Annotated in this window: 17 protein-coding genes and 1 other annotated feature; of the genes, 8 read left to right on the forward strand and 9 right to left on the reverse strand. The window is 56.6% G+C overall.

All coding sequences use genetic code 11. The features are described 5' to 3' along the window. The first annotated feature begins 447 nt into the window (after window positions 1–447). The 3 genes from BMZ81_RS06600 (at window position 448) to eno (ending at window position 5,173) form a co-directional block, all read left to right on the forward strand. Window positions 448–1,113, forward strand: coding sequence for a hypothetical protein (locus BMZ81_RS06600; protein WP_091130064.1), 666 nt, complete (start codon window positions 448–450; stop codon window positions 1,111–1,113). Between the two features lie 263 nt (window positions 1,114–1,376). After that, window positions 1,377–3,497: a sodium-translocating pyrophosphatase gene (locus BMZ81_RS06605; protein ID WP_091130067.1), complete on the forward strand. Its 2,121-nt coding sequence runs from the start codon at window positions 1,377–1,379 to the stop codon at window positions 3,495–3,497. A gap of 374 nt (window positions 3,498–3,871) precedes the next feature. Continuing rightward, a complete protein-coding gene (eno, locus tag BMZ81_RS06610) occupies window positions 3,872–5,173 on the forward strand; it encodes a phosphopyruvate hydratase (RefSeq protein ID WP_091130070.1) in 1,302 nt (433 codons plus the stop codon). 122 nt (window positions 5,174–5,295) lie between these two features. Here eno and BMZ81_RS06615 read toward each other — a convergent pair whose 3' ends face one another. Continuing rightward, window positions 5,296–7,245, reverse strand: a complete 1,950-nt coding sequence (locus tag BMZ81_RS06615) for a peptidoglycan DD-metalloendopeptidase family protein (RefSeq protein ID WP_177187229.1) — start codon at window positions 7,243–7,245, stop codon at window positions 5,296–5,298. Window positions 7,246–7,611: 366 nt separating this feature from the next. Here BMZ81_RS06615 and pta point away from each other — a divergent pair, with 366 nt between their 5' ends. The 4 genes from pta (at window position 7,612) to BMZ81_RS06635 (ending at window position 12,059) form a co-directional block, all read left to right on the forward strand. Next, window positions 7,612–8,592 carry a phosphate acetyltransferase gene (pta, locus tag BMZ81_RS06620; protein WP_091130072.1) on the forward strand — a complete coding sequence of 327 codons (981 nt, stop codon included), beginning with the start codon at window positions 7,612–7,614 and terminating at the stop codon, window positions 8,590–8,592. Between the two features lie 171 nt (window positions 8,593–8,763). Beyond that, window positions 8,764–10,350: an N-acyl-D-amino-acid deacylase family protein gene (locus tag BMZ81_RS06625; protein WP_177187230.1), complete on the forward strand. Its 1,587-nt coding sequence runs from the start codon at window positions 8,764–8,766 to the stop codon at window positions 10,348–10,350. Window positions 10,351–10,485: 135 nt separating this feature from the next. Next, window positions 10,486–10,956: an RNA polymerase sigma factor gene (locus BMZ81_RS06630; RefSeq protein ID WP_091130076.1), complete on the forward strand. Its 471-nt coding sequence runs from the start codon at window positions 10,486–10,488 to the stop codon at window positions 10,954–10,956. Further along, window positions 10,953–12,059, forward strand: coding sequence for a DUF4179 domain-containing protein (locus tag BMZ81_RS06635; protein ID WP_091130078.1), 1,107 nt, complete (start codon window positions 10,953–10,955; stop codon window positions 12,057–12,059). Before BMZ81_RS06630 ends, BMZ81_RS06635 begins: the two co-directional genes overlap by 4 nt. Window positions 12,060–12,190: 131 nt before the next feature. Here BMZ81_RS06635 and BMZ81_RS06640 read toward each other — a convergent pair whose 3' ends face one another. The 8 genes from BMZ81_RS06640 to BMZ81_RS06675 form a co-directional block, all read right to left on the reverse strand. Beyond that, on the reverse strand, window positions 12,191–12,964 hold the full coding sequence (locus BMZ81_RS06640) for an ABC transporter ATP-binding protein (RefSeq protein ID WP_091130080.1): 774 nt from the start codon (window positions 12,962–12,964) through the stop codon (window positions 12,191–12,193). After that, window positions 12,957–13,898, reverse strand: a complete 942-nt coding sequence (locus BMZ81_RS06645; RefSeq protein WP_091130082.1) for an ABC transporter permease — start codon at window positions 13,896–13,898, stop codon at window positions 12,957–12,959. Before BMZ81_RS06645 ends, BMZ81_RS06640 begins: the two co-directional genes overlap by 8 nt. Before the next feature lie 22 nt (window positions 13,899–13,920). Continuing rightward, window positions 13,921–14,787 carry a fumarylacetoacetate hydrolase family protein gene (locus BMZ81_RS06650; protein ID WP_091130085.1) on the reverse strand — a complete coding sequence of 289 codons (867 nt, stop codon included), beginning with the start codon at window positions 14,785–14,787 and terminating at the stop codon, window positions 13,921–13,923. 31 nt (window positions 14,788–14,818) lie between these two features. After that, complete coding sequence (locus BMZ81_RS06655; protein ID WP_091130086.1) at window positions 14,819–15,832, reverse strand: ABC transporter substrate-binding protein; 1,014 nt, start codon at window positions 15,830–15,832, stop codon at window positions 14,819–14,821. Window positions 15,833–15,979: 147 nt separating this feature from the next. Further along, window positions 15,980–16,225 (reverse strand) — a binding site (T-box leader). Window positions 16,226–16,421: 196 nt separating this feature from the next. Then, entirely contained in the window at window positions 16,422–17,216 is a 795-nt protein-coding gene (locus tag BMZ81_RS06660; protein WP_177187231.1) for an ABC transporter ATP-binding protein, read from the reverse strand. Beyond that, window positions 17,209–18,210: an ABC transporter permease gene (locus BMZ81_RS06665; protein WP_091130088.1), complete on the reverse strand. Its 1,002-nt coding sequence runs from the start codon at window positions 18,208–18,210 to the stop codon at window positions 17,209–17,211. Before BMZ81_RS06665 ends, BMZ81_RS06660 begins: the two co-directional genes overlap by 8 nt. A 125-nt stretch (window positions 18,211–18,335) precedes the next feature. Then, window positions 18,336–19,343, reverse strand: a complete 1,008-nt coding sequence (locus tag BMZ81_RS06670) for an ABC transporter substrate-binding protein (protein WP_091130090.1) — start codon at window positions 19,341–19,343, stop codon at window positions 18,336–18,338. A gap of 292 nt (window positions 19,344–19,635) precedes the next feature. Continuing rightward, window positions 19,636–19,977 carry a hypothetical protein gene (locus BMZ81_RS06675; RefSeq protein WP_091130092.1) on the reverse strand — a complete coding sequence of 114 codons (342 nt, stop codon included), beginning with the start codon at window positions 19,975–19,977 and terminating at the stop codon, window positions 19,636–19,638. A 75-nt stretch (window positions 19,978–20,052) separates the two neighbouring features. Here BMZ81_RS06675 and BMZ81_RS06680 point away from each other — a divergent pair, with 75 nt between their 5' ends. Further along, complete coding sequence (locus BMZ81_RS06680) at window positions 20,053–21,663, forward strand: CTP synthase (RefSeq protein WP_091130094.1); 1,611 nt, start codon at window positions 20,053–20,055, stop codon at window positions 21,661–21,663. Window positions 21,664–21,683: the final 20 nt, after the last annotated feature.

Here is a 21,683-nt window from a genome sequence, read left to right on the forward strand (position 1 = left end):
AAAATACAATAAAAGGAAAGGAGGGATGCAGAATGATGCTGAGAAAATTTGTATTCGATGACGTGGATGACTTGATTTTTACGGACGACACTTGGACCCGGAGCGAGCGGTAAAAATGTAGAAAAAGAAGGCCACGCCGGCGGGCGTGGATTTTTTTCTGCTTAACAGGTTGGATCCCGCGCCGCCTTCCGGCTGCGGCTGACAGGACGAAAGATTTCTGTAGTCAGCGGCCGGCACTTGTGATGTATTTCCGGACGGCGGTCCGGTTTTTAATAAACGAAGCCCCGGATATGGAGATACCGCCCAATCATTTTGGACGGTATTTTTTTGCAGAAGGCCTGAAAAGACTGGAAATTATATGGATTTTCTGTAGAAAGGTGGTATAATAAAAACAGAAGAAATCTGCGTGCTGAGAGAAATTGTGTTTTCCAAAAAGGAGAGGGAATGATGAAAAAGAGGAGCGTGCTGTTTTTGCTGTTGGCATTGCTGCTCCTTCCTACAGGGTGTGGGCTACAGCCCGCCGCGGATGGGAACGCGGCAGAACAACGCATACCCACGGAACAAAATACATCTGCGGCGGGAGAGCCGGTATCTGAGGGAACGATACTGGCAGCCTCCCGGACAGAGGCTATGGCCCGGACATTGACAGAGGAGGAGATCCTTTCCGCATATGACCGCGCAGTTGCAGCATATGAGTGGTTTGACCTGACACCATTGCCTACCACAGGCGAGACCCGGAGCGTGAACGGAAGGCTTTATTATCGGGTGGATTATCCCGGACTGGAAAATGTGGAGGATCTCCGGGTATATCTGCGGGGGCTGTTTTCAGAGGAAGTGGTGGAACGCCTTCTGGATGTGAATGGAGAACATCCTCCCTATTTGGATATAGACGGGGGGCTGTATGGATTTTTAAGAGGCAGGGAAAGGGATCCGTACGTAGGAGAAGTCCGTACGGAAGTAGAGCAGGACAGCAATACCGCTTATTTTGTCACAGTGGCAGTGGACTTGCTGGACAATGACCGGATTACTGTCACAGGAATGGAGAGCTATGTGTTTTCCTATGAACAGGTGGACGGAAGATGGGTGTTCACAAATTTTCAGCTGCCGGATTGAAGGCAGAAAACACAGAAAAGATCGTTGCCCCGGGCCGTATGGCCCGGGGTGATTTTAAAAAAACAAACAAACACAGAAATAGACCGGGAAAAGGCTCTGCCAAAAGGGACAAAAAAAGATGGAGTTCATGATGAATTTTTGTTAAAACGTAAAAATAAGAACGCTTACGTATGAAATTACCTAAGATTTTCTTGCAAAATCAGGCGTCTGTGCTAGAATAAATAGGCACTGTGAAACACAATATTACGAGGAGTGGAAAAAACATGGAAAACCTGTTCTGGATCGGGTTCCTCGGCGCAATTGTGGCTGGACTGTTTGCGGTTATGCAGGCAAAAAAGGTCATGAGTTATTCCGAGGGCACAGAAAAGATGCAGAAAATTGCGGCATCCATTCGGGAGGGCGCAAATGCGTACCTGAAACACCAGTACACCACGGTAGCGAAAGTATTCGTCGTGGTGTTCCTTGTTCTTCTGGCAATGGCGTTTGCCACAAACGGAACGATGCTCTCTAAGTTCACCCCCTTTGCCTTTGTCACCGGCGGCATCTGGTCGATGCTGGCTGGCTTCATCGGCATGAAGATCGCGACGAACTCCAATGCCCGGACGGCACAGGCCGCCTCTGAAAGCCTGAATAAGGGCCTGCGGGTGGCGTTCTCCTCCGGCAGCGTGATGGGCTTTACCGTGGTGGGCCTGGGCATGCTGGACATTACCCTGTGGTTCTTCATCCTGCGCTATGGTTTCGGCATCAATGATCCTGTCCAACTGGGCAACATCATGGTCATGAACGGCATGGGCGCTTCCTTCATGGCCCTATTTGCCCGTGTGGGCGGCGGTATCTATACCAAGGCCGCTGACGTGGGCGCAGACCTGGTGGGCAAGGTGGAAGCCGGCATTCCCGAGGATGATCCCCGGAACCCCGCCACCATCGCCGATAACGTGGGCGACAACGTGGGCGACGTGGCCGGCATGGGCGCCGACCTGTATGAGTCCTACGTGGGCTCCATTCTGGCCACCTTTGCGCTGGGCGCTGTGGGCGGATACGGCTGGAACGGCATGCTGCTGCCTGTGGCGCTGGCCGTGTGCGGCATCATCTGCTCCATCATTGGCTCCTTCTTGGTGAAGACCAAGGAAAACGCCACCCAGCAGTCCCTGCTGAAGAGCCTGCGGACCGGCACCTATACGGCAGCCGTTCTCTCTGCTGTTCTGGCTGCGCCTCTGACCTACTACATTCTGGGCAGCTGGGGCGTGTATATTGCCATTCTCTGCGGCCTGATCGGCGGCTGCGCCATCGGCTATTTCACTGAGTACTACACTTCTGATACCTACAAGCCCACTCAGGATCTGGCGGCTGCCTCTGAGACTGGATCCGCCACCATTATCATCGGCGGCATTTCCCTGGGCCTCAAGTCCACCTTGACCTCCATTCTGATTGTGGCTGCGGCGGTTCTGGTCAGCTACTTTGCGGCGGGCGGCTCCACCGTGATTGTGGACGAGGCCGGTGCCTTCACCGCCGCCTTCAACCAGGGCCTGTACGGCATTGGTATTGCCGGCGTGGGCATGCTGTCCACCCTGGGCATCACCCTGGCTACTGACGCCTATGGCCCCGTGGCCGACAATGCCGGCGGCATTGCCGAGATGAGCGGCCTGCCTGAGACCGTCCGGGAGCGCACGGATGCTCTGGATTCCCTGGGCAACACCACTGCTGCCACCGGCAAGGGCTTTGCCATCGGCTCCGCTTCTCTGACTGCTCTGGCATTGCTGGTGTCCTACGTCAACATTGTTCAGGAAAACACCACCGAAACTCTGAACTTCACCCTGACCAGCCCGACGGTTCTGGTGGGTATGTTCATCGGTGCCATGCTGACTTTCGTATTCTCTGCCTTTACGATGAGCGCAGTACAGACGGCTGCCCAGTCCATCGTGGTGGAGGTTCGCCGTCAGTTCCGTGAGATTGCAGGGATCATGGACTATAAGGCGGATCCCGACTATGCAGCCTGCGTGGCCCTGTGCACGAAGGGTGCGCTTCGCGAAATGGTTGCTCCCGCATTGCTGGCCATCATTGTACCCATTGCCACAGGCCTCATCCTCGGACCTACCGGTGTGGTGGGCCTGCTGGGCGGCGTATCCGTCACCGGCTTTGCTATGGCTGTGTTCATGTCCAACGCCGGCGGCGCTTGGGACAACGCTAAGAAGTATATCGAGGGCGGCCATCACGGCGGCAAGGGTTCCGAGTGCCATAAGGCCGCTGTCGTGGGCGATACCGTGGGCGATCCCTTCAAGGATACCTCCGGCCCTTCCCTGAACATTCTGATCAAGCTGTGCTCCACGGTTTCCATCGTGTTCTCTGGTCTGATTCTGGCGTTCAACCTGATGAACGTACTGTAAAAAAGCACAGCCGTGCTGACAGTGTGTATCCAAACAAGATAGACAAGCGGCGGCAGGACACAAAGTGTCCTGCCGCTGTTCTTTGCTACAGGTGGAGGCAGCATTTCCAAGTGAAACAGCGGCTTTTGGCAGGGAGCATATTTGTCGTACCGGAGGTTCCTTTTTTAAATGAAATGATACCGGGTTCTCCGGCATTTCCCACAGAAAATCATTTGAAAAATTGGCCGCCCTGTCGTGCAGCGTAGTTTTCTTCCCTTGCTTGACAGGGTAATCGTTTGCCGATATAATGAATCCGTAAAAGCACCAAATCCCAGGGAAAAACAGGACAAACTTGAAACCCGCATGATCAAACTGATAAAAGGAGATCAATTTCTATGAAACAGATTCTTGAGATCGTCGATGTCATCGGCCGCGAGATCCTGGACAGCCGCGGCAATCCCACCGTGGAGGTGGAGGTCTATCTGGAGGACGGCACCATGGGCCGTGCTGCTGTACCCTCCGGTGCATCTACCGGTATCTATGAGGCCTGCGAGCTCCGGGACGGAGACAAGGGCCGCTATCTGGGCAAGGGCGTGACCCAGGCTGTGCAGAACGTCAATACAGAAATTGCGGAGTGCTTGATCGGCATGAACGTTCTGGATCAAACCTCCATCGATAAGGCCATGATAGAGCTGGACGGCACGCCCAATAAATCCCGCTTGGGCGCCAATGCCATCTTGGGCGCTTCTCTGGCCTGCGCGAAGGCAGCTGCGGAGTCTCTCGGCACCTCTCTGTACAACTATATCGGCGGTGTCAACGCCAAAATGCTGCCTGTTCCCATGATGAACATTCTCAACGGCGGCGCTCACGCCACCAACAATGTGGAGATTCAGGAGTTCATGATTATGCCGGTTTCCGCACCGACCTTCCGGGAGGCTCTGCGCCGCTGCGCGGAGGTATTCCATACCCTGAAGACCGTGCTGAAGGAAAACGGCACACCTGCGGCCGGCGTGGGAGACGAAGGTGGCTACGCGCCCAACCTGGGCAAGGATGAGGATGCCCTGAAAGTGATTGTCCAGGCCATTGAGAAGGCCGGCTATCAGCCCGGCGCGGACTTCAAAATTGCCATTGACGCCGCCTCCTCCGAATGGTGGGACGAGGATCAGAAGTGCTATATCCAGCCCAAATCCGGCACCAAGCTGACGGCGCAGCAGCTGGTGGAGATGTGGAAACAGTTTGCCGACACCTATCCCATCATCTCTCTGGAAGACGGCATGGCCGAAACCGATTGGGAGGGCTGGGCCATGCTGACCGAGGCCATCGGCAGCCGTGTCCAGCTTGTGGGTGACGATCTGTTTGTCACCAATGTGGAGCGCCTGTCCACCGGTATTGAGAAAAAGGTGGCAAACGCCATTTTGATTAAGGTCAACCAGATTGGCACACTGACCGAGACCCTGGATGCCATCCAGATGGCCAACCGGGCCGGTTACACCGCCATTGTTTCCCATCGCTCCGGTGAGACGGAGGATGCCACCATCGCGGACATTGCTGTGGCCCTCAACGCCGGCCAGATTAAGACCGGTGCACCCAGCCGCACCGACCGGGTGGCCAAGTACAACCAGCTGCTCCGCATTGAAGAGGAGCTGGGCGACATTGCCGAATATCCCGGGATGAAGGCCTTCTTCAACCTGCGGTAAGACACAAAGCCCTGCGATCATAATAGCGGAGGTCCCCTCTTTAGGAGGGGCCTCCGCTTTGCTTTTCCACAGGAACGGCATCCGGAAAAAGGGCGCCTGATACGCATCAGGCGCCCTGTGTGCTATGGCAGATAATTCAGTGGATTCTTGGCCACGCCGTTGTAACGGACCTCAAAATGGCAGTGATTGCCGGTAGAGTTGCCCGTAGAACCCATTTTGGCAATCTGCTGGCCCTTGTAAACATGCTGCCCAACGGATACCAACAGACTGCTGTTGTGGCCGTAATAGGTAACATAGCCGTTGCCATGGTTGATCTGAACCAAATAACCGTAGCCGCTCATCCAGCCTGCATAGGCTACGGTGCCGCCATCGGCAGCATAAATGGGTGTGCCATACCGCCCGGCGATATCAATGCCCTTGTGATTGGTGGATCCAACGCCGCCGGGGGACTTCCGCCCACCGAAACGGGAGGTAATGCGGCCAGTGGCCGGCCAGCGGAAGGTACCGGTGGGAAGCCAGGTGGGCCGTTCCTTGGTGCCCTGCAGCCGCTGCTCTGTGACGGGATCCCGCAGTGTAACGGAGGAGAGGACGGTGCGCTCTACTTCCTCGCCGTTGACATATGTGACATTGGCCACTACGTCGGCAGCACCGTAGACACCGGCGGAGGTCACCTTATAATCGCCCTTATACAGGTTTGCAGAATTGGTATATTCAATATCAAAGGGAACATCGTCCACATATCGCTCCCGCTGCACCACCGTCATGGTCAGATAGGGGACAGAGGCGGAAAGTGTCAACACTTCGCCAATCTGAAGCTTATCGATGTTATAGCCCGGGTTCAAAGCCAACAGTTCCTTGGAAGAGAGGCCGTGCTCCTCTGCAATTTCAGACCAGGTATCGCCCTTGACCACGGTGTAGGTAACCTCGGCGGTTTTGGTGCTGTACAGTGTTTCCGCCAGATAACCCAAATTCATAATCTCGGAACTGGGCACATATTCCTGCTTAATCTGGACGTCCTCGGCAAAAGAACAGGAAATGGTGTTCTCATTGGTGGCTGCATCCTGCAGCTGCTGAAGCAGTTCATCCAAGGCACCTTCATAGGGGGTAGCCCCGATTCGCTCTCCATCAATATAAAGGCAGTATGCAGGAGTTACCAATCCGATTTCCTCAGACAGATCCTCTTCAAACACTTCGCTGTCTACGACATCCTGGCGGCGCAGAAGCCCGGAGGAATACTGCAGAAGAGAGTCATCAATCGTATAGGTTTCTCCCAAAGTACGGGTGGTAATGTCCTCCAGCCTTGCCCGGGCTTCCTCGGCGTCCGCTTGGGAAGAAACTGCGGCAATGACCTCGCCATCATACCGCACAGTGGTGCCTAAGGTGTAAAAGGAGAAGAACAAGGCGATGGCCGCAATGGCCCCACCTGCGCCCAGGAAAACCGCAGGATGCACCCGATGCTGTTCCACCTGTGCCCGCAAGCGGGCAATCTGCTTCATAGTCTGTTTCCGATAGCCCCAGGTCCGCTCCCGCAGACGGCTCCCCAGCATGGGAAGCATGCTCCAGGCAAACAGCAGGAACTGAATGGGAAACCGTTCGGATTCAGGGAAATTTTTAGCCCGTTTTTCCCGGACAATATGGCGCCAGCGGCGGCGGACCCGCTTGGCCTTGGACACCAGTGTGTGGTAAAGGCTGATAAGGGGGCTGGTGTCACCGTCCGCCTCCTGCCACCGCTGCGCGGCGCGGCGCATCTTCCGAAGGGCGCTATCCGGCTCAGCGTTGTCATGGGAGGGAGAGATATCCTCCGCCCAGGCGTCAATTGCCGGCTTGGCTGCCTCCCTGACGGGGCGCACGGTCTCCCTGCGCCGGACAGAACGGGCGGCATCGTCCGATCCGGCAGCAGGCATGTCCTGCACCGGCATGTCCCGGTGGGGCGTCCGAATGCGGGCATTGGTGGTTCGGTCTCCAGCGGCAGGGGAACGGCGATGCAGTTCCTCCGGGCTTTTTGCCAAACGTTTACCGCCCTTTTGCGGTTTCCTGACAGCGTTGTTTACTTTTTTCTGCTCATCAATCATACGGTCTCCTGCGTTATCGATATTGATAGATTCCGGAGCAATTGGCCTTATCGCCAAAAGAACGTCTCTGGCAGAAAGGACAACCAAAAAGTTACAATTTGTTACCGTTTTATGATACATGCTTTTTCGGAATCCGTCAAGCCCTCTTTCCATGAAAAAAAGAGGCTATAAATAGGCGTTCCCCTATTTTACACCACAGTATCTAGCCTTAACTTAGGCATTTTACACATTTGACAGAAGAAATGGTGAAAAAAGCGTGAATTTTGGCGCGATATTTTTGCTTTTTCAATTGACCCCACCGTCCAGTTGTGTATAATAGATATGGTATATTTTAATCCCCAGTTTGCAATTTGGAGGAATTGAAAGATGTTTGAGTTTCTGATTAAAAAGCTGAAGGCACATCCCCGAAAGATTGTCTTCACCGAGGGTACGGATCCCCGCATTTTGGAGGCCTCTGCCCGGCTGCTGTCCGGTACCTTCCTGACACCTGTTCTGGTAGGAAATCCGGAGGAGGTGCAGGCGGCTGCTGAAGATATTGGGTTCAATATCCGTGGCGCTGAGATCATTGATCCTGAGAACTTTCCCGAGATGGAGAAGATGGTCGCCACATTGGTGGAACTGCGCAAGGGCAAGATGACGGAGGAACAGTGCCGCACCTACCTGAAGCAGGGCAACTACTTTGGCACCATGCTCGTGAAGATGGGTTATGCGGACGCGCTGCTGGGCGGTGCTACATACTCCACCGCCGATACGGTTCGTCCGGCGCTGCAGATTGTCAAGACCAAACCGGGCAACAAGATTGTCTCCTCCTGCTTCATCCTGGTCCGTCCCTCCGCCACCGGCGACCGTGAGGTTCTGGCAATGGGTGACTGTGCCATCAACATCAAGCCCACCGAGGACGAGCTGGTAGAGATTGGCCGTGAGACGGCAGCCACTGCGAAGGTGTTCGGCATCGATCCCAAGGTTGCCTATTTGAGTTACTCTACGCTGGGATCCGGCAAGGGTGAGGATGTAGATAAAATGCGCAATGCTTGCGCCAAGCTGAAGGCGTTGGAGCCTGAACTGGACATTGATGGTGAGCTGCAGTTCGACGCTGCCGTCTCTCCCCGCGTGGCCCACACCAAGTGCCCTGATTCCAAGGTGGCCGGCCATGCCAACACCTTTATCTTCCCGGACATCAACGCCGGCAATATTGGCTACAAGATTGCACAGCGTCTGGGTTCCTTCGATGCTTACGGTCCGATTCTGCAGGGCCAGAACGCCCCCATCAACGACCTCTCCCGCGGCTGCAACGCTCAGGAGGTCTACTCCATGGCCATCATCACCGCTGGCCTGTGCGAGGACTGATCGTTTTATCCAATTCCAAAACGAGGACGCCGACGGCGTCCTCGTTTTTTTAGCTGCGGTCGTCCGGAGCGGAGACATTGCATGCGGAGAGGGCGCGTGCTACACTGTGAAAAGAATTGCGAGAGGCGGAAACGCTGCCTCTGCCAACTTTTGAGGGGAAGAGGGCAAATCATGTACGACTATTTGATCCGGAATGCCCGGCTGCTGGACGGAACCGGCGCCCCGGAGACAAGGGGAGATCTGGCGGTTGCCGGCGGGAAAATTGTAGCGCTGGGTATGCTGGGAGATACAGAGGCCACCCGGGTTATAGACGCCGCAGGCCGATATCTGATACCGGGCTTTATCGATATCCACCGCCACGGCGATGCCGCTTTGTTCCGTCCTGGCTATGGCTGGGCAGAGCTGGCCCAGGGACTCACGACCGTTATCAACGGCAACTGCGGCCTGTCCCTGGCCCCGGTCGAAGGAGCTTACCAAGAGGCGATTCTGCGGTATCTGGCACCGATTGTTGGGGAATTACCGGAGGGAGAGGTATTTCCCACCATGGAAGACTATTTCCGGCAGGTAAAGACGGTGCCGCTGCCGTTGAATGTGGGGATGCTGGCTGGTATGGGAACCTTGCGGGCCAATGCGGCGGGTTTTCAGGACAGATCGCTGTCAGCGGATCAGCTTCGAAAGCTGCATGCCCTGCTGGAGAAGACGCTTGCAGACGGTGTACTGGGCGTTTCTCTTGGCCTGGGCTACGCGCCAGAGTGCTTTTATACGACGGAAGAACTGCTGAGGGCCTTGACACCGCTCCAGGATTCCGGTGTGGTGATCTCTGTTCATATGCGCCAGGAGGGAGACGGCGTGGTGGAGGCCCTTCAGGAGATGCTGGCCGTTGCCGCAGCACTGCGGACACCGGTGGAGATCAGCCATCTGAAGGGGATTGGCCGCCGGAACTGGCGGCGGGCAGTTCCGGAGATGCTGACCATGATCCGGCAGGCCCGGGAGAGTGGCCTGGATGTGTCCTGTGATGTATATCCCTATCCGGCGGGATCTACACAGCTGATTCACGTGCTGCCGCCGGAGTTCCAGGCCGGCGGGCAGAAGGCACTGACGGAAGCCCTCCGGACCCCGGAGAAGCGGCGGGCGATACGCCGCCGGATGGAGATGGGGAGTGACTTTGAAAATATCTCCCTGCTGGTGGGGTTTGAACAGATTTTGGCCACGTCCCTGACCTGCCCGGAAAACAGGTGCTTTGAAGGGCAATCCATCGCGGAAATCGCCGCCGCCCGGGGGCAGGATCCGTATGACGCGCTGTTCGATCTTCTGGCGGCGGAGCGCTGTGCCCCCTCCATGATTGATTTCATCGCGGCGGAGGAGGACATCGCGGAAATTCTGCAATCGCCTTTTACCAGCCTCATTTCCGATGCCACCTACCCCGGAGGACGCTTACATCCCCGCGTATACGGCAGCGTGGCCCGCCTGCTGGAGACCTACGTGGGAAAGCGGGAAATTCTGACGCTGCCCGAGGCCGTCCGCAAGGTGACCCGCCAGCCCGCAGACCGGTATGGCCTGACCGGCAAGGGACGGCTGGCCGTGGGGGCGGATGCGGATCTGTGCCTGTTCCATCTGGAAAATGTCCATGAGCGCGCTACCTGGCAGGAGCCGGAGCAGCTGGCGGAGGGAATGGACTGGGTGTTTGTCAACGGGGTGCCTGCCATTGATGAAGGCCGCTTTACAGGGAAGGCGTCGGGTCGGGCTGTGATTGGATAGGAAGCTGAAGCGCCGCTTCTGTCTGGAAGGGATGAAGAAGGGGTGACGCTTTTAACAATCGTACGATTGGTACGCTGGGCGATGTGACCGTTTTGGCCGGCCAGTCGTTATACAGGCAGAAGGAGGTGTTCGCCCATGCCAACGGCCGAGGAGACGTTCAGCCGGGTATACGAGGCCTATGGACCGGCGCTGTACCGGTTTTGCCTGCTGCAGATGAAGCATCCTGCCGATGCGGAGGATGTCCTGCAGGAGGTGTTCATCAAGCGGCTGTATCAATCGCCGGAATTTGACTCGCCGGAGCATGAGCGGCGCTGGCTGTTCCGGGTGGCGGTGAATCAGTGCCGGGACGAATGGAAGCGGCACCGGCGCCGGGATCTGCCGCTGGATACGGCAGAGCTGGTTGTGTTGCCGCCGGAGGAGCGGGAGGTGCTGGAGACGGTGATGGCGCTGCCGGAGAAGCTGCGGACGGTGATCCACCTCCACTATTACGAGGGCTATGCGGTCCGGGAGATCGCGCAGCTGCTGGGGGTGACGGTTTCCACCGTCAAGATGCGGATGAAGCGGGGGCGGGACGCCCTGCGGGAGAGACTGGAGGATGCGGGATGAGAGACTATTGTTCTGCCATGGACCGCTGCGGCCCGGATTCCGGGCTGGAGGAACGCCTGCGAAGGAGGGTGCTGGCGGCGGGCGGGGAACCGGCGCGGCACTGCCGGGTCTACCGCCCCCGGAGCTTTGGGCGGAAGCTGCTGCTGGCAGCGGTGATTGCGGCGGTGCTGACGGCCTCTGTGGGCGCCGCACTGACGCAGGTGCCGTGGGACACCATTTTTGCGGAGCGGTTCGGACTGGAGGCCGCGGCCTCTGAGACAGCCGCCCGGGCCTTTCAGGAGGTGAATGTCACCTCCGTCTGCGGCGACGTGACGCTGACGGTGCGGCAGGCGGTGGGGGATGACAAGACCATCTATCTGATTCTGGATCTGCAGCTGCCCCAGGACGTGGACACAGGGAAAATCCAGGCGGTCATGGAATCAGAGGAGCCTTCCGTCTGGATGGATACTCCGCGGGTTCGGCCTTATGCTACAGATGAGGTAACTTGGGCGGATATTCAGGACCTGACGTATGAGGAGGCGGAAGCGCTGCTGTACGGCAGCCGGTTTCCTGCGAGCGGGTATAGCGGCAGCGTCAGCGAGATGGCCTTTGACCAGGATACCAAAATCATGACCTATCTGATTTCCATGACGCTGGAGATGAAAGACCGGAGTCTGACCGACGGCCCCATGACGTTGCTGGTAGACAGCCCGGCCCTGTATCAAAATGGCGCGGTGACGCCGCTGTCCGGCCATCCGGCCATTCTCACCTTTCAGCCGGACTATATCCAGCAGGCCCGCTTTTACCAGCTGCGGGACGGGGAGGGCAGGCTGAAGTATGAGATTACCCTCTCTCCCTTTGCCCTGTCGGCAAAGAGCTATTTCGGGGACTATACGTCTATCGGGGAATTTGCAAAGGACGTGGTATTGGTATACCGGGACGGCTCTGAGAAGCTCCCGGCCAAGGATCTGGGCTGGGGCGGGGGCGGCAGCCGCCCCACGGACAGCGAGGTGTTCACCACCCTCAGCTTCAGCTGCCGCTTCCATGAGATTCTGGATCTGGACGAGGTGCGTGCCATCCGGGCCGGAGACTGTGAGATCTCCATCGAGGATTGGACGGCGTGATTCTGCGAAGGGGCCGCCGCGGAGCCGGGCGGCTTTCCCGAGGGAGCGGGCGGCAGTTCCTATCAAAAGAATAAAGAAGCGCCCCGGCAGATGATCTGCCGGGGCGCTTCTTTGCGGCGGGAGAGCGCGGGTCAGTTGCCGCACTCGATGGAAATTTGGTTGAACATGGTGAGGATGTCCTCCATGGAGGTGTTCTTCTTTTCTTCACCGGCCCGGTCCAGCACCACATGACCGCGGTTCATCATGAGAATCCGGTCACCATATTCCACGGCGTAGCGCAGGTTATGGGTCACCATCATGGCGGTGAGCCGCTTTTCCCGGATGACCTTGTCGGTGAGCTGCATGATGATCTCCGCAGTTTTGGGATCCAGCGCGGCGGTGTGCTCATCCAGAATCAAAAACTGAAGCGGCGTCATGGTGGCCATCAGCAGCGCCACAGCCTGCCGTTGGCCGCCGGAGAGCGCCCCCATTTTGACGTCCAGCTTATCCTCCAGTCCCAGCCCCAGAGACTGAAGCTGGTCCCGGTAAAAATCAATGCGTGCGCGGTTGACGCCCCGGCTCAGGCCAAAGGCCTTGCCCTTGTTGTCCGCCAGAGACAGGTTCTCCAGCATGGTCAGGTTGGGGGAGGTACCAGCCGCCGGGTTCTGATACACCCGGCCCATGGTGGCATATCGCTGGTAATCTTTCAATTTGGAGATGCTTTTGCCGCCCACCAGCACGTCGCCGCCCTCAATGGGAATGGAGCCGCAGATAATGTTCAGCAGGGAGGTTTTCCCGCTGCCGTTGCTGCCTACGATGGCCACAAACTGGCCCTTCTCCACGGTCAGGGAAAAGCGGTCGAACAGGCACTGCTCCGTAATGGTGCCGGGGTTGTAAACTTTGGTAATGTCCCGTACCTCAAGCATGGATGATCTCCTCTCCCTTCTGGCCGGATACCACCAGCACCAGCAAAAACAGTACGGCGGTGATGAGCTTCATCATGTTGGCGGGAAGTCCCAGACTCAGCGCTGCCTGAATGCAGGCCTTGTACAGGAAGCTGCCCACAATGACCGCGGTGGTTCCCTGGGGGGAGCCCAGCCACCGCAGGGGATGGAAGCCCCGCAATCCCCGGGCCATACCCGTGCCGGTGTAAAAGTTCATCAGCGAGATGCCGATGATGACAGCCGCCAGCCCGTACACCAGCTGGCCGGTGCCCATGGTGGCAGAAAAGCTCCGCTGCTCGTGACAGACAATACAGCCTGCCAGTGCCACCAGGGCATTGGAGAGAACCAGTCCTTGAATCTTGACGCTGCCCTTGTCCTTGGCCAGGGAGGTCACCAGGGTGGCGTTGTCGCCCACGGCCCGCAGCAGCAGGCCGGACTTGGTTTTAAAATAGGTGTCCAGCACCAGCTTTACCACAATCACCAACAGCAAGGACACCACAAGCTTTCTCCACAGAAGGCTCATGCCACCCAGAACCGCCACAGTAGGCGCGGCGGTAAAAATGGTATCCACTGCCCGCTCCACCGTCAGGTTGGAGCCGTTGACGATGACCAGGTTGATGGAAAACAGGGCCGTCATCGTGATGATGCCCGCCAGCAGATTCCGGACTCTCAGCCGCACATGGATGAAGCCAGTGACAAAACCAGCCAGGGCTCCCACGGCCAGGGAAATGGGGAGTGTCAAATAGGGATTCACACCCTTTACCAGCAAAATGGCGGTAACGGCCGCCCCAAGGGGGAAGGTGCCGTCCACCCCCAGATCGGGGAAGTCCAGAATGGAATAGGTGATATAGACGCCGAAGGAAATCAGGGCGTAAATCAGGCCCTGGGTCAGCGTGCTGATCAGCAGGTCTGCCATGGCGGACCCTCCTTTTTTGTGATTAGCGAATGGTATTGCGCAGCGTGCCGATTTCAGAAATCGAGCATTCCACCGTGTCGCCGGGGTTTAAAAACTTGGGGGGATCAAAGCCGAGTCCCACGCCAGCGGGAGTCCCGGTGGCGATGATGGTGCCGGGCAGGAGCGTCATGCCGGCGGTCAGCTCCGCCAGCGCCTCGGCAATGGTGGTAATCAGCAGAGAGGTATTGGAGCTTTGCCGCAGTTCGCCGTTGACACGGGCGGAGATGTCCAGCGCCGGAGGATAGGCGATCTCATCCGCTGTAACAATGCAGGGGCCCATGGGCGTAAAGCCGTCCAGGCTCTTTCCGAAGTACCACTGCTTATGGCCGGTCTGCAAATCCCGCGCGGAGACATCATTGATGACGGTATAGCCGAAGATATAATCGGCGGCTTCCTCCGGCTTTACATGCTTCGCAGCCCTGCCAATAATAACGCCCAGCTCCACCTCGTAATCCAGCCGCGTGACCAGACCGGCGTGGCTGTCGATATCGCCCTCCGGCGCCACGGCCTCGTTCACCCGCTTAGAGAAATACACTGCCACGTGCTTCTCTTTTTCAAATGCCTCCCCGTTATATTGGGCGGCCTCCCTGGCATGATCCAGATAGTTCATGCCAAGGCAGACAACGTCCTGCCGGGGACGGGGGATGGGGGCCAGAAGCGTCACTTCCGACAAGGGGATAGACGCGCCGCTGCGCTTTGCCGCTTCAGCGGCGGAGCGCAGATCGGAGAGCGCGGCGGTTTCAATAAGGGTATTCATATCAGGATAGGAAAGCGGCAGCACAGAGGTGCCGTCTTTCGAGAGGGCTCCCACAAAGGATGCTTCTCCCCGGGAGTATGTGATTAATTTCATGAAACGTCGCTCCTTATAATGAAGATTGAATTTAGGCTGCAGAAGATTCGATGGCCTTATCCGCAATATCGGAGGGAAGTGTAATCCCCATGGTGTCCAGAGCCTCCGAATTCACATAGATACCGTACTCGGAAATGGTCTCGTAAGGAAGCTCCTCGCAGGTGGCCTCACCCTTCAAAACTTTGGCGGCCATCAGACCGGTCTGAATACCCAGCTGCACATAGTCAATGCCGGCGGAGGCCACGCAGCCCAGCTTCACCTGCTCCACCTCAGATCCGTAGATGGGAATCCCCGCCTCGTTGGTTTTTTCCAGGATGGCGGAGAGGACGCCCACCACATTGTTGTCCGTCAGGTTGGAAATGCAGGCCACCTTGTGGGAGATCAGGGTATCAGCAGCCTGGGTAACCTCTGCCTGGGCGGTGACGCCGATGGCATCAATGGTAAAGCCGTAATCGCCGCCCTTCTCCCGATACTCTTCAATGGCAGAAACGGAGTTCGGTTCGCTGGTGGTGTAGATAATGCCGATGGTCTTGGCCTCCGGCTGCAGCTGTCGGATCAAATCCAACTGGGCTTCTACCGGCAGCTTGTCGCTGGTACCGGTGATGTTGCCGGAGTCCAGCTTGGCCTCCACCGGGTCGGTGATGGCAGTGAAGATGACAGGAATGTTCTTGTCTTCGGCCGCGGCATAGCAGGCGGTGGCTGATGGAGTTGCGATGGCAACCATCAAATCCACATCCGCAGCGGAGAAGTTCTGGCCGATCTGGACAGCTACGTTGTCATCAAAGCCTGCGTTCTCGGAGAGCACCTCCAAGTTATCGCCTTCCACAATGCCTGCCTGGGCCAGCCCCTGAAGGAAGCCCTCCCGGCAGTTGTCCAGGGAGGCGTGTTGGCCATACTGGCTGATGCCGATCTTGTAAACAGCGGCTTCCGGCTCCGAAGAGCCGTCAGAACCGGGGGCGGGGGATTCGCTGCTGCCGCAGGCGGCCAGAGACAGGGACATGGTCAGCGCCACCAGGGCGCAGGTAAATTTCTGAATAGCTTTCATGACGATTTCTCCAATCTTTATCTTCAAAATAATAGTAAAGGGAATTTTGGATAGGCCGTAAACCTCACAGGCCCCGCCATCGTTTTGCGTTTATCATAAGCATCTCCAATCCTAACTCAAAAAAGCAACAAAAAAAGTCCCGTCCCAATATGGGACAAGACTTTCATCCTGCGGTACCACCCAAGTTGGCGCATAGCGCCCGCTCGTTCCGCGTACGTTCATACGCGCCGCCCTGATAACGGGTGCGGTACCCGTCGGCCGCTACTGAAGCTCCCGCTTGTTCGCGCCGCCCTCACAAGTCCATTCGCCGGAAAGTTCTCTGCTGTGATCCCACCATCCACAGCTCTCTGAAAGGTGACCTGACCGGATACTCCTCTTGCTCACAGGTTTGCTTTGATTGTTTTGCATTATACGCAGGGGATGGGCAGAAGTCAATTGTCAATTTGCACAAATTCAAGACAAGACGGGCGGAGGGACGGTCTTGCGGGTGCCACCAAGGCGAGTGGGCCGTTCCGCCAGGGCTGCTGACTCAAAAAGCCGGGGCGGATATAATCCGCCCCGGCTGAGAAAGTACGCATGGACCTGCGAATCAGGAGAGCAGCAGCTTGTCGTCGGCCTCATCAGATCCGCTGACCTTGCTGAACAGGGCCAGCAGATCGGGAACGGTCAGCTTCTTCTTCTCCTCCCCTGCCACGTCAATGACGATTTTGCCGTCGTACATCATGATCAGGCGGTTGCCGTGGGCAATGGCGTCTTTCATGTTATGGGTGACCATCAGGGTAGTCAGATGGTTCTCTGCCACAATTTGATCGGACAGGGCCAGAACCTTGGCCGCGGTCTTGGGATCCAAGGCGGCCGTATGCTCGTCCAAAAGCAGCAGCTTTGGCTGTTTCAAGGATGCCATCAGCAGCGTCAATGCCTGCCGCTGGCCGCCGGACAACAGGCCCACCTTGCTGGTAAGGCGGTTCTCCAGCCCCAGATCCAGGTTCCGGAGCAGTTCCATATAGTCTGCCCGCTCCGTCCGGGTAATGCCCCAGCCCAAGCCGCGCCTTTGGCCGCGACGGGCCGCCAGAGCGAGATTTTCCTCGATCTGCATGGTGGGAGCAGTACCCATCATGGGATCCTGGAATACGCGGCCAATGAATTTGGCACGCTTGTATTCCGGCAGACGGGTTACATCTGTGCCGTCGATGGTGATGGACCCCTCGTCTACGGACCAAACGCCGGCTACGGCATTGAGCATCGTGGATTTACCGGCACCGTTGCCGCCGATGACAGTGACGAAATCCCCATCCTTCAGCGTCAGATTCAAACCCCGAAGAGCCTGCTTTTCATTGACGGTGCCTGCATTAAAGGTTTTCCAGATGTTTTTCAGCTCAAGCATTGCGGCCAGCCTCCTCTCCTGCTGCTGCGGAAGATCCCGCTCCATCGGCAGCTTCGGGCAGATGTTTCACATGGACATGGGTATACTTCCCCTTCCAGTAGGGAACCGCCAGGAAAATGGCCACAATGGCGGCAGACAAAATTTTCAGCATGTCAGAGTCCACCTTCAGCCACAGCACCACCTGCATCACCATGTAATAAATAATGGCGCCGAACACCACCCCCAGCATCTTCAGAGCAAAGTTGCGGAAGATGCGGGAGAACACCACCTCGCCGATGATGACGGCGGCCAGACCGATGACGATGGCTCCGCGGCCGCTGTTGATATCGATAAAGCCCTGATACTGGGCCAGCAGGCCGGAGGACAGGGCCACCAGACCGTTGGAGAGCATTAGCCCCAGCACTTTATTGAAGTCCACATTGATTCCTTGGGCCCGGCTCATATTGGGGTTGGCGCCCGTGGCCCGGATGGCACAGCCCAGCTCTGTGCCGAAAAACCAGTATAAAATAAGAATGATCACGACACAGAAAACGGCACCCCAGAAAATGGGGCTTTTATACCAGGGATAGCTGCCGTCAAAGAGATAGCGGGAGGAAACCACCAAATTGTAATTATCCACGCTGATGGGCTGATTGGAGCGGCCCGATCCGGTTCCCCAACCCATAATCTTCAAATTGATGGAATACAGGGCCAACTGGGTCAAAATACCGGCCAAAAGGGCCTGGATACCCATGGCGGTATGCAGCAGGCCGGTGACAAGGCCCGCGGCCATGCCAGCCAGAAATGCACACAGCAGCGCCACGGGGACACTGTGCCCGTTGATGATCATCATAACACACACGGCACCGCCGGTACACATGGTGCCGTCTACCGTCAGGTCCGCAATGTCCAGAATTTTGTAGGTCAGATAGACGCCGATGGCCATCACACCCCAGATCAGGCCCTGTGCCACTCCGCCCGGCAAGCTGCTGATCAGCTTTGCGAAGTCTAACATGATTGTTTCCCTCCAAATACATATAGTTAAGAGCATACAGATATCAACAGTTTAACAGAAAACCGCGGGAAAGGAAAGCCCTTTCCCGCGGTTTTTGGAGTCTTTTTGGAGAAAAAACGGGTCAATCAGCCGATGGCCTCGTAGCCTTCGGGAATTGTGATGTTCAAAGCTTCAGCCAGAGTGGGATTGTACTTCTTGGTGAACTGGGGGGCATATTCCACGGGCATGGCGGAGATATCCTCGCCATCTCGCAGAATGCGGACTGCCATCTTGCCGGTGGCAACGCCCAGATCATAGTAGCTGATGGAAAGCGTAGCCACGCCGCAGCCGGCGCAGATGCCCTCCTCACCAGCCACAATGGGAACGCCGGCAGGCTGTGCGACGTTGTTGATGGCTTCAGTGTTGGAGGCAGCGGTGTTGTCGGTGGGGATATAGAGCACGTCGCTGGCGTCGCAGGCGGCTTTGGTGACAGAGGTGACGTCATTGGAATCCACAAAGCTGTACAGCGTGCAGGTATAGCCCTCTTCTTCCAGGTATCCCTTCACGGTGTCCACCTGATACTGGCTGTTGGCCTCGGCGGAGCAATACAGCAGACCCACGGTCTTGGCATCGGGGAACAGTTCCTTGACCATGGCGGCCTGCTGATCCAGGGGGGCCAGGTCGGAAGTGCCGGAAACGTTGCCGCCAACCGTGCCGGTGAAGCCGTCAATGCCGAGCGCCACACCGTATTCGGTCACAGAGGTGCCCAGAACGGGAATCGTGCCGGTGGCGGCCTTGGCGGCCTGCAGAGCGGGCGTGGCGTTGGCGAGGATCAAGTCTACGCCCTCGGTTACAAATTGGCCGCAGATGGTGGAGCAGTTGGCGGAATCACCGGAGGCGTTCTGCTCGCTGAAAGTGACATTTTCCTCACCAAGGGCTTCCACAACAGCGTCTTTAAAGCCTTGGGTAGCCGCATCCAGCGCGTCGTGCTGGACCAGCTGGCAGATACCAATGGTATAGGTTTGCGCATCAGGTTCACTGTTTCCGGCATCGCCGGATTCTGCGGGAGGGGTGGTTTCACCGCTGCTGCCGCAGGCTGCCAAGGACAGCGCCATCAGAGTGGCCAGCGTCAGTGCAAGCAACTTCTTTTTCATCGTTTCAATCTCCTTTTCATGATAAATGGACTGCAAGAACATCCTATAAAAAGCGGCCCTGTCCGAAAACAGAGCCGCTTTCCATACCAAGGGTCAGCGTCTTTGAGATGGACAGTTTGACTGCTTTTGCGCATACACATAACGGCCCGCGAGGCGGACCTGACTAAAGTAATAAAAGGAGTTGGATGCGGTATGTAAGGGAAGAAAACTGCTATAACGCATGACAAAACTCCTTTCCGCTGCAAAACAGCTTAAATTTACTTTTCCAACATACAGCTTTAAAGAGATAAAGTCAACCGTCATTTTTTACAAAATCAAAAGCTTTTTTTTCACAAACACGATGCCGCTCCGCAAAAGGCACCGGAAACAGTTGGCACCGGGGGCTTCCTGCCTCCTGACAAAATGCGTAAAGGCACCGAGGAGAGAAAAAACCGGCGTTGACAATTTTCGGAGCGGGTGCTATATTATGAAAGTATTTTGAAAACGCTTTGGGCAGCGGTTTGCGGCTTTTGCCGCAGCGCGACAATCGAACAAACGGCGACACCGCGGATCGCAGCTGAAAGTCTTTTAACTGGTAAGGGACTTTTAGCCGCAAAATGGTCCGGCGGTGCTTTTTTATTTTGATAAAATACATGGAATTTGTCCATCTTGTGTGTGCAAATTCAAATTTCAGCAAAAAATGCTGTGGAGGAAAGGTAAGGTGAGAGCAATGTCAACCAAATTCGTATTCGTCACCGGAGGTGTGGTGTCCGGCTTGGGCAAGGGCATCTGCGCGGCATCCCTGGGCAGGCTTTTAAAACAGAGGGGACTGCGGGTGCGCAACCAGAAATTTGATCCGTATATCAATGTGGATCCCGGCACGATGAGCCCTTATCAGCACGGAGAGGTTTTTGTCACGGATGACGGTGCGGAAACAGATTTGGATCTGGGACATTATGAGCGGTTCGTGGATGAGAATCTCTCCGGCAACAGCTCCATTTCCTCCGGCAAAATTTATTGGTCCGTATTAAACCGGGAGCGCCGCGGAGACTATCTGGGCGCCACGGTTCAGATCATTCCTCACATCACCAATGAGATTAAGAGTCGGGTGTATGCCATGGCCAACGAGGATGTGGATGTGGTCATCACGGAAATCGGCGGTACGGTGGGAGATATCGAATCCCAGCCCTTTCTGGAGGCCATTCGCCAGGTGTACGCCGAGCGGCCGCGGGGAGATGTGATGTTCATTCATGTGCCGCTGATTGTTCAAATTCCAGGCAGCGGAGAGCTGAAGAGCAAGCCGACCCAGCACTCGGTGAAGGAGCTGTTGAGCCTGGGAATTCAGCCGGATGTACTGGTGTGCCGGTGCGACGTGCCCATTACAGATGACGTCAAAAAGAAAATCTCCCTCTTCTGCAATGTAGAGCCGGATTGCGTCATTCAGAATACTACGGCAGAAACGCTTTATGAAGTCCCTTTGCTGATGGCGAAGGAGGGCTTGGATGAGGTGGTTTGCCGCAAGCTGGGGCTTATCACCCACCAGCCGGACTTGCGGGAGTGGAGTGCCATGGTTCGCCGGGAGAAGAACGCCCATAAACGGGTGAAAATTGCACTGGTGGGTAAATATACACAGCTCCACGACGCCTATCTTTCTGTGGTGGAGTCGTTGAATCATGCAGGAACGGCCAATGATGCCATTGTGGAAATTCAGTGGGTGGACTCTGAGTCTCTGACGGAGAAGAATGTAAGGGACACCCTGACAGGCTGCGCCGGTATTCTGGTGCCCGGCGGCTTCGGTGACCGGGGCATCGAGGGGATGATTCTGGCGGCGCAGTATGCCAGAGAAAATGGCGTTCCTTATTTTGGGATCTGCCTTGGAATGCAGATGGCGGTGATTGAGTTTGCCCGCCACATCGTGGGTTTTGCGGATGCCAATTCCTCTGAATTTTCTGAGACCAGCCAGCACCCGGTCATTGCCCTGATGCCGGATCAGGTGAATGTCACCGATAAGGGCGGCACCATGCGCCTGGGCAAATATCCGTGTGTACTGCTTGACGGAACCCGAAGCAGAGAGTTGTACGGCACACCGGAGATCTCTGAGCGCCACCGCCACCGTTTTGAATTCAATAATGACTATCGGGAAGAATTGCAGGCCCGGGGCATGGTGCTGGCAGGTCTGTCGCCCAACGGACGCCTGGTGGAAATCGTAGAGATTCCGGATCACCCTTGGTTTGTGGGCGCCCAGTTCCATCCGGAGTTCAAGAGCCGTCCTGACCGCCCGCATCCGTTGTTTTACGGCTTTGTGAAGGCGTCGGTGGAAAAAATGGAGACTGCGAAATAAGAACCAAGGGCGGCTTTTGC

The sequence above is a fragment of the Oscillibacter sp. PC13 genome (assembly GCF_900115635.1).
In the GTDB taxonomy this organism is placed as follows: Bacteria; Bacillota; Clostridia; order Oscillospirales; family Oscillospiraceae; genus Oscillibacter.

What these genes read in the sequence shown, in the direction of transcription:
- BMZ81_RS06600 (WP_091130064.1), top strand. Translation starts at nt 448, where the DNA reads ATGAAAAAGAGGAGCGTGCTGTTTTTGCTGTTGGCATTGCTGCTCCTT.
- BMZ81_RS06605 (WP_091130067.1), top strand. Translation starts at nt 1,377, where the DNA reads ATGGAAAACCTGTTCTGGATCGGGTTCCTCGGCGCAATTGTGGCTGGA.
- eno (WP_091130070.1), top strand. Translation starts at nt 3,872, where the DNA reads ATGAAACAGATTCTTGAGATCGTCGATGTCATCGGCCGCGAGATCCTG.
- BMZ81_RS06615 (WP_177187229.1), bottom strand. Translation starts at nt 7,245, where the DNA reads ATGATTGATGAGCAGAAAAAAGTAAACAACGCTGTCAGGAAACCGCAA.
- pta (WP_091130072.1), top strand. Translation starts at nt 7,612, where the DNA reads ATGTTTGAGTTTCTGATTAAAAAGCTGAAGGCACATCCCCGAAAGATT.
- BMZ81_RS06625 (WP_177187230.1), top strand. Translation starts at nt 8,764, where the DNA reads ATGTACGACTATTTGATCCGGAATGCCCGGCTGCTGGACGGAACCGGC.
- BMZ81_RS06630 (WP_091130076.1), top strand. Translation starts at nt 10,486, where the DNA reads ATGCCAACGGCCGAGGAGACGTTCAGCCGGGTATACGAGGCCTATGGA.
- BMZ81_RS06635 (WP_091130078.1), top strand. Translation starts at nt 10,953, where the DNA reads ATGAGAGACTATTGTTCTGCCATGGACCGCTGCGGCCCGGATTCCGGG.
- BMZ81_RS06640 (WP_091130080.1), bottom strand. Translation starts at nt 12,964, where the DNA reads ATGCTTGAGGTACGGGACATTACCAAAGTTTACAACCCCGGCACCATT.
- BMZ81_RS06645 (WP_091130082.1), bottom strand. Translation starts at nt 13,898, where the DNA reads ATGGCAGACCTGCTGATCAGCACGCTGACCCAGGGCCTGATTTACGCC.
- BMZ81_RS06650 (WP_091130085.1), bottom strand. Translation starts at nt 14,787, where the DNA reads ATGAAATTAATCACATACTCCCGGGGAGAAGCATCCTTTGTGGGAGCC.
- BMZ81_RS06655 (WP_091130086.1), bottom strand. Translation starts at nt 15,832, where the DNA reads ATGAAAGCTATTCAGAAATTTACCTGCGCCCTGGTGGCGCTGACCATG.
- BMZ81_RS06660 (WP_177187231.1), bottom strand. Translation starts at nt 17,216, where the DNA reads ATGCTTGAGCTGAAAAACATCTGGAAAACCTTTAATGCAGGCACCGTC.
- BMZ81_RS06665 (WP_091130088.1), bottom strand. Translation starts at nt 18,210, where the DNA reads ATGTTAGACTTCGCAAAGCTGATCAGCAGCTTGCCGGGCGGAGTGGCA.
- BMZ81_RS06670 (WP_091130090.1), bottom strand. Translation starts at nt 19,343, where the DNA reads ATGAAAAAGAAGTTGCTTGCACTGACGCTGGCCACTCTGATGGCGCTG.
- BMZ81_RS06675 (WP_091130092.1), bottom strand. Translation starts at nt 19,977, where the DNA reads ATGTATTTTATCAAAATAAAAAAGCACCGCCGGACCATTTTGCGGCTA.
- BMZ81_RS06680 (WP_091130094.1), top strand. Translation starts at nt 20,053, where the DNA reads ATGTCAACCAAATTCGTATTCGTCACCGGAGGTGTGGTGTCCGGCTTG.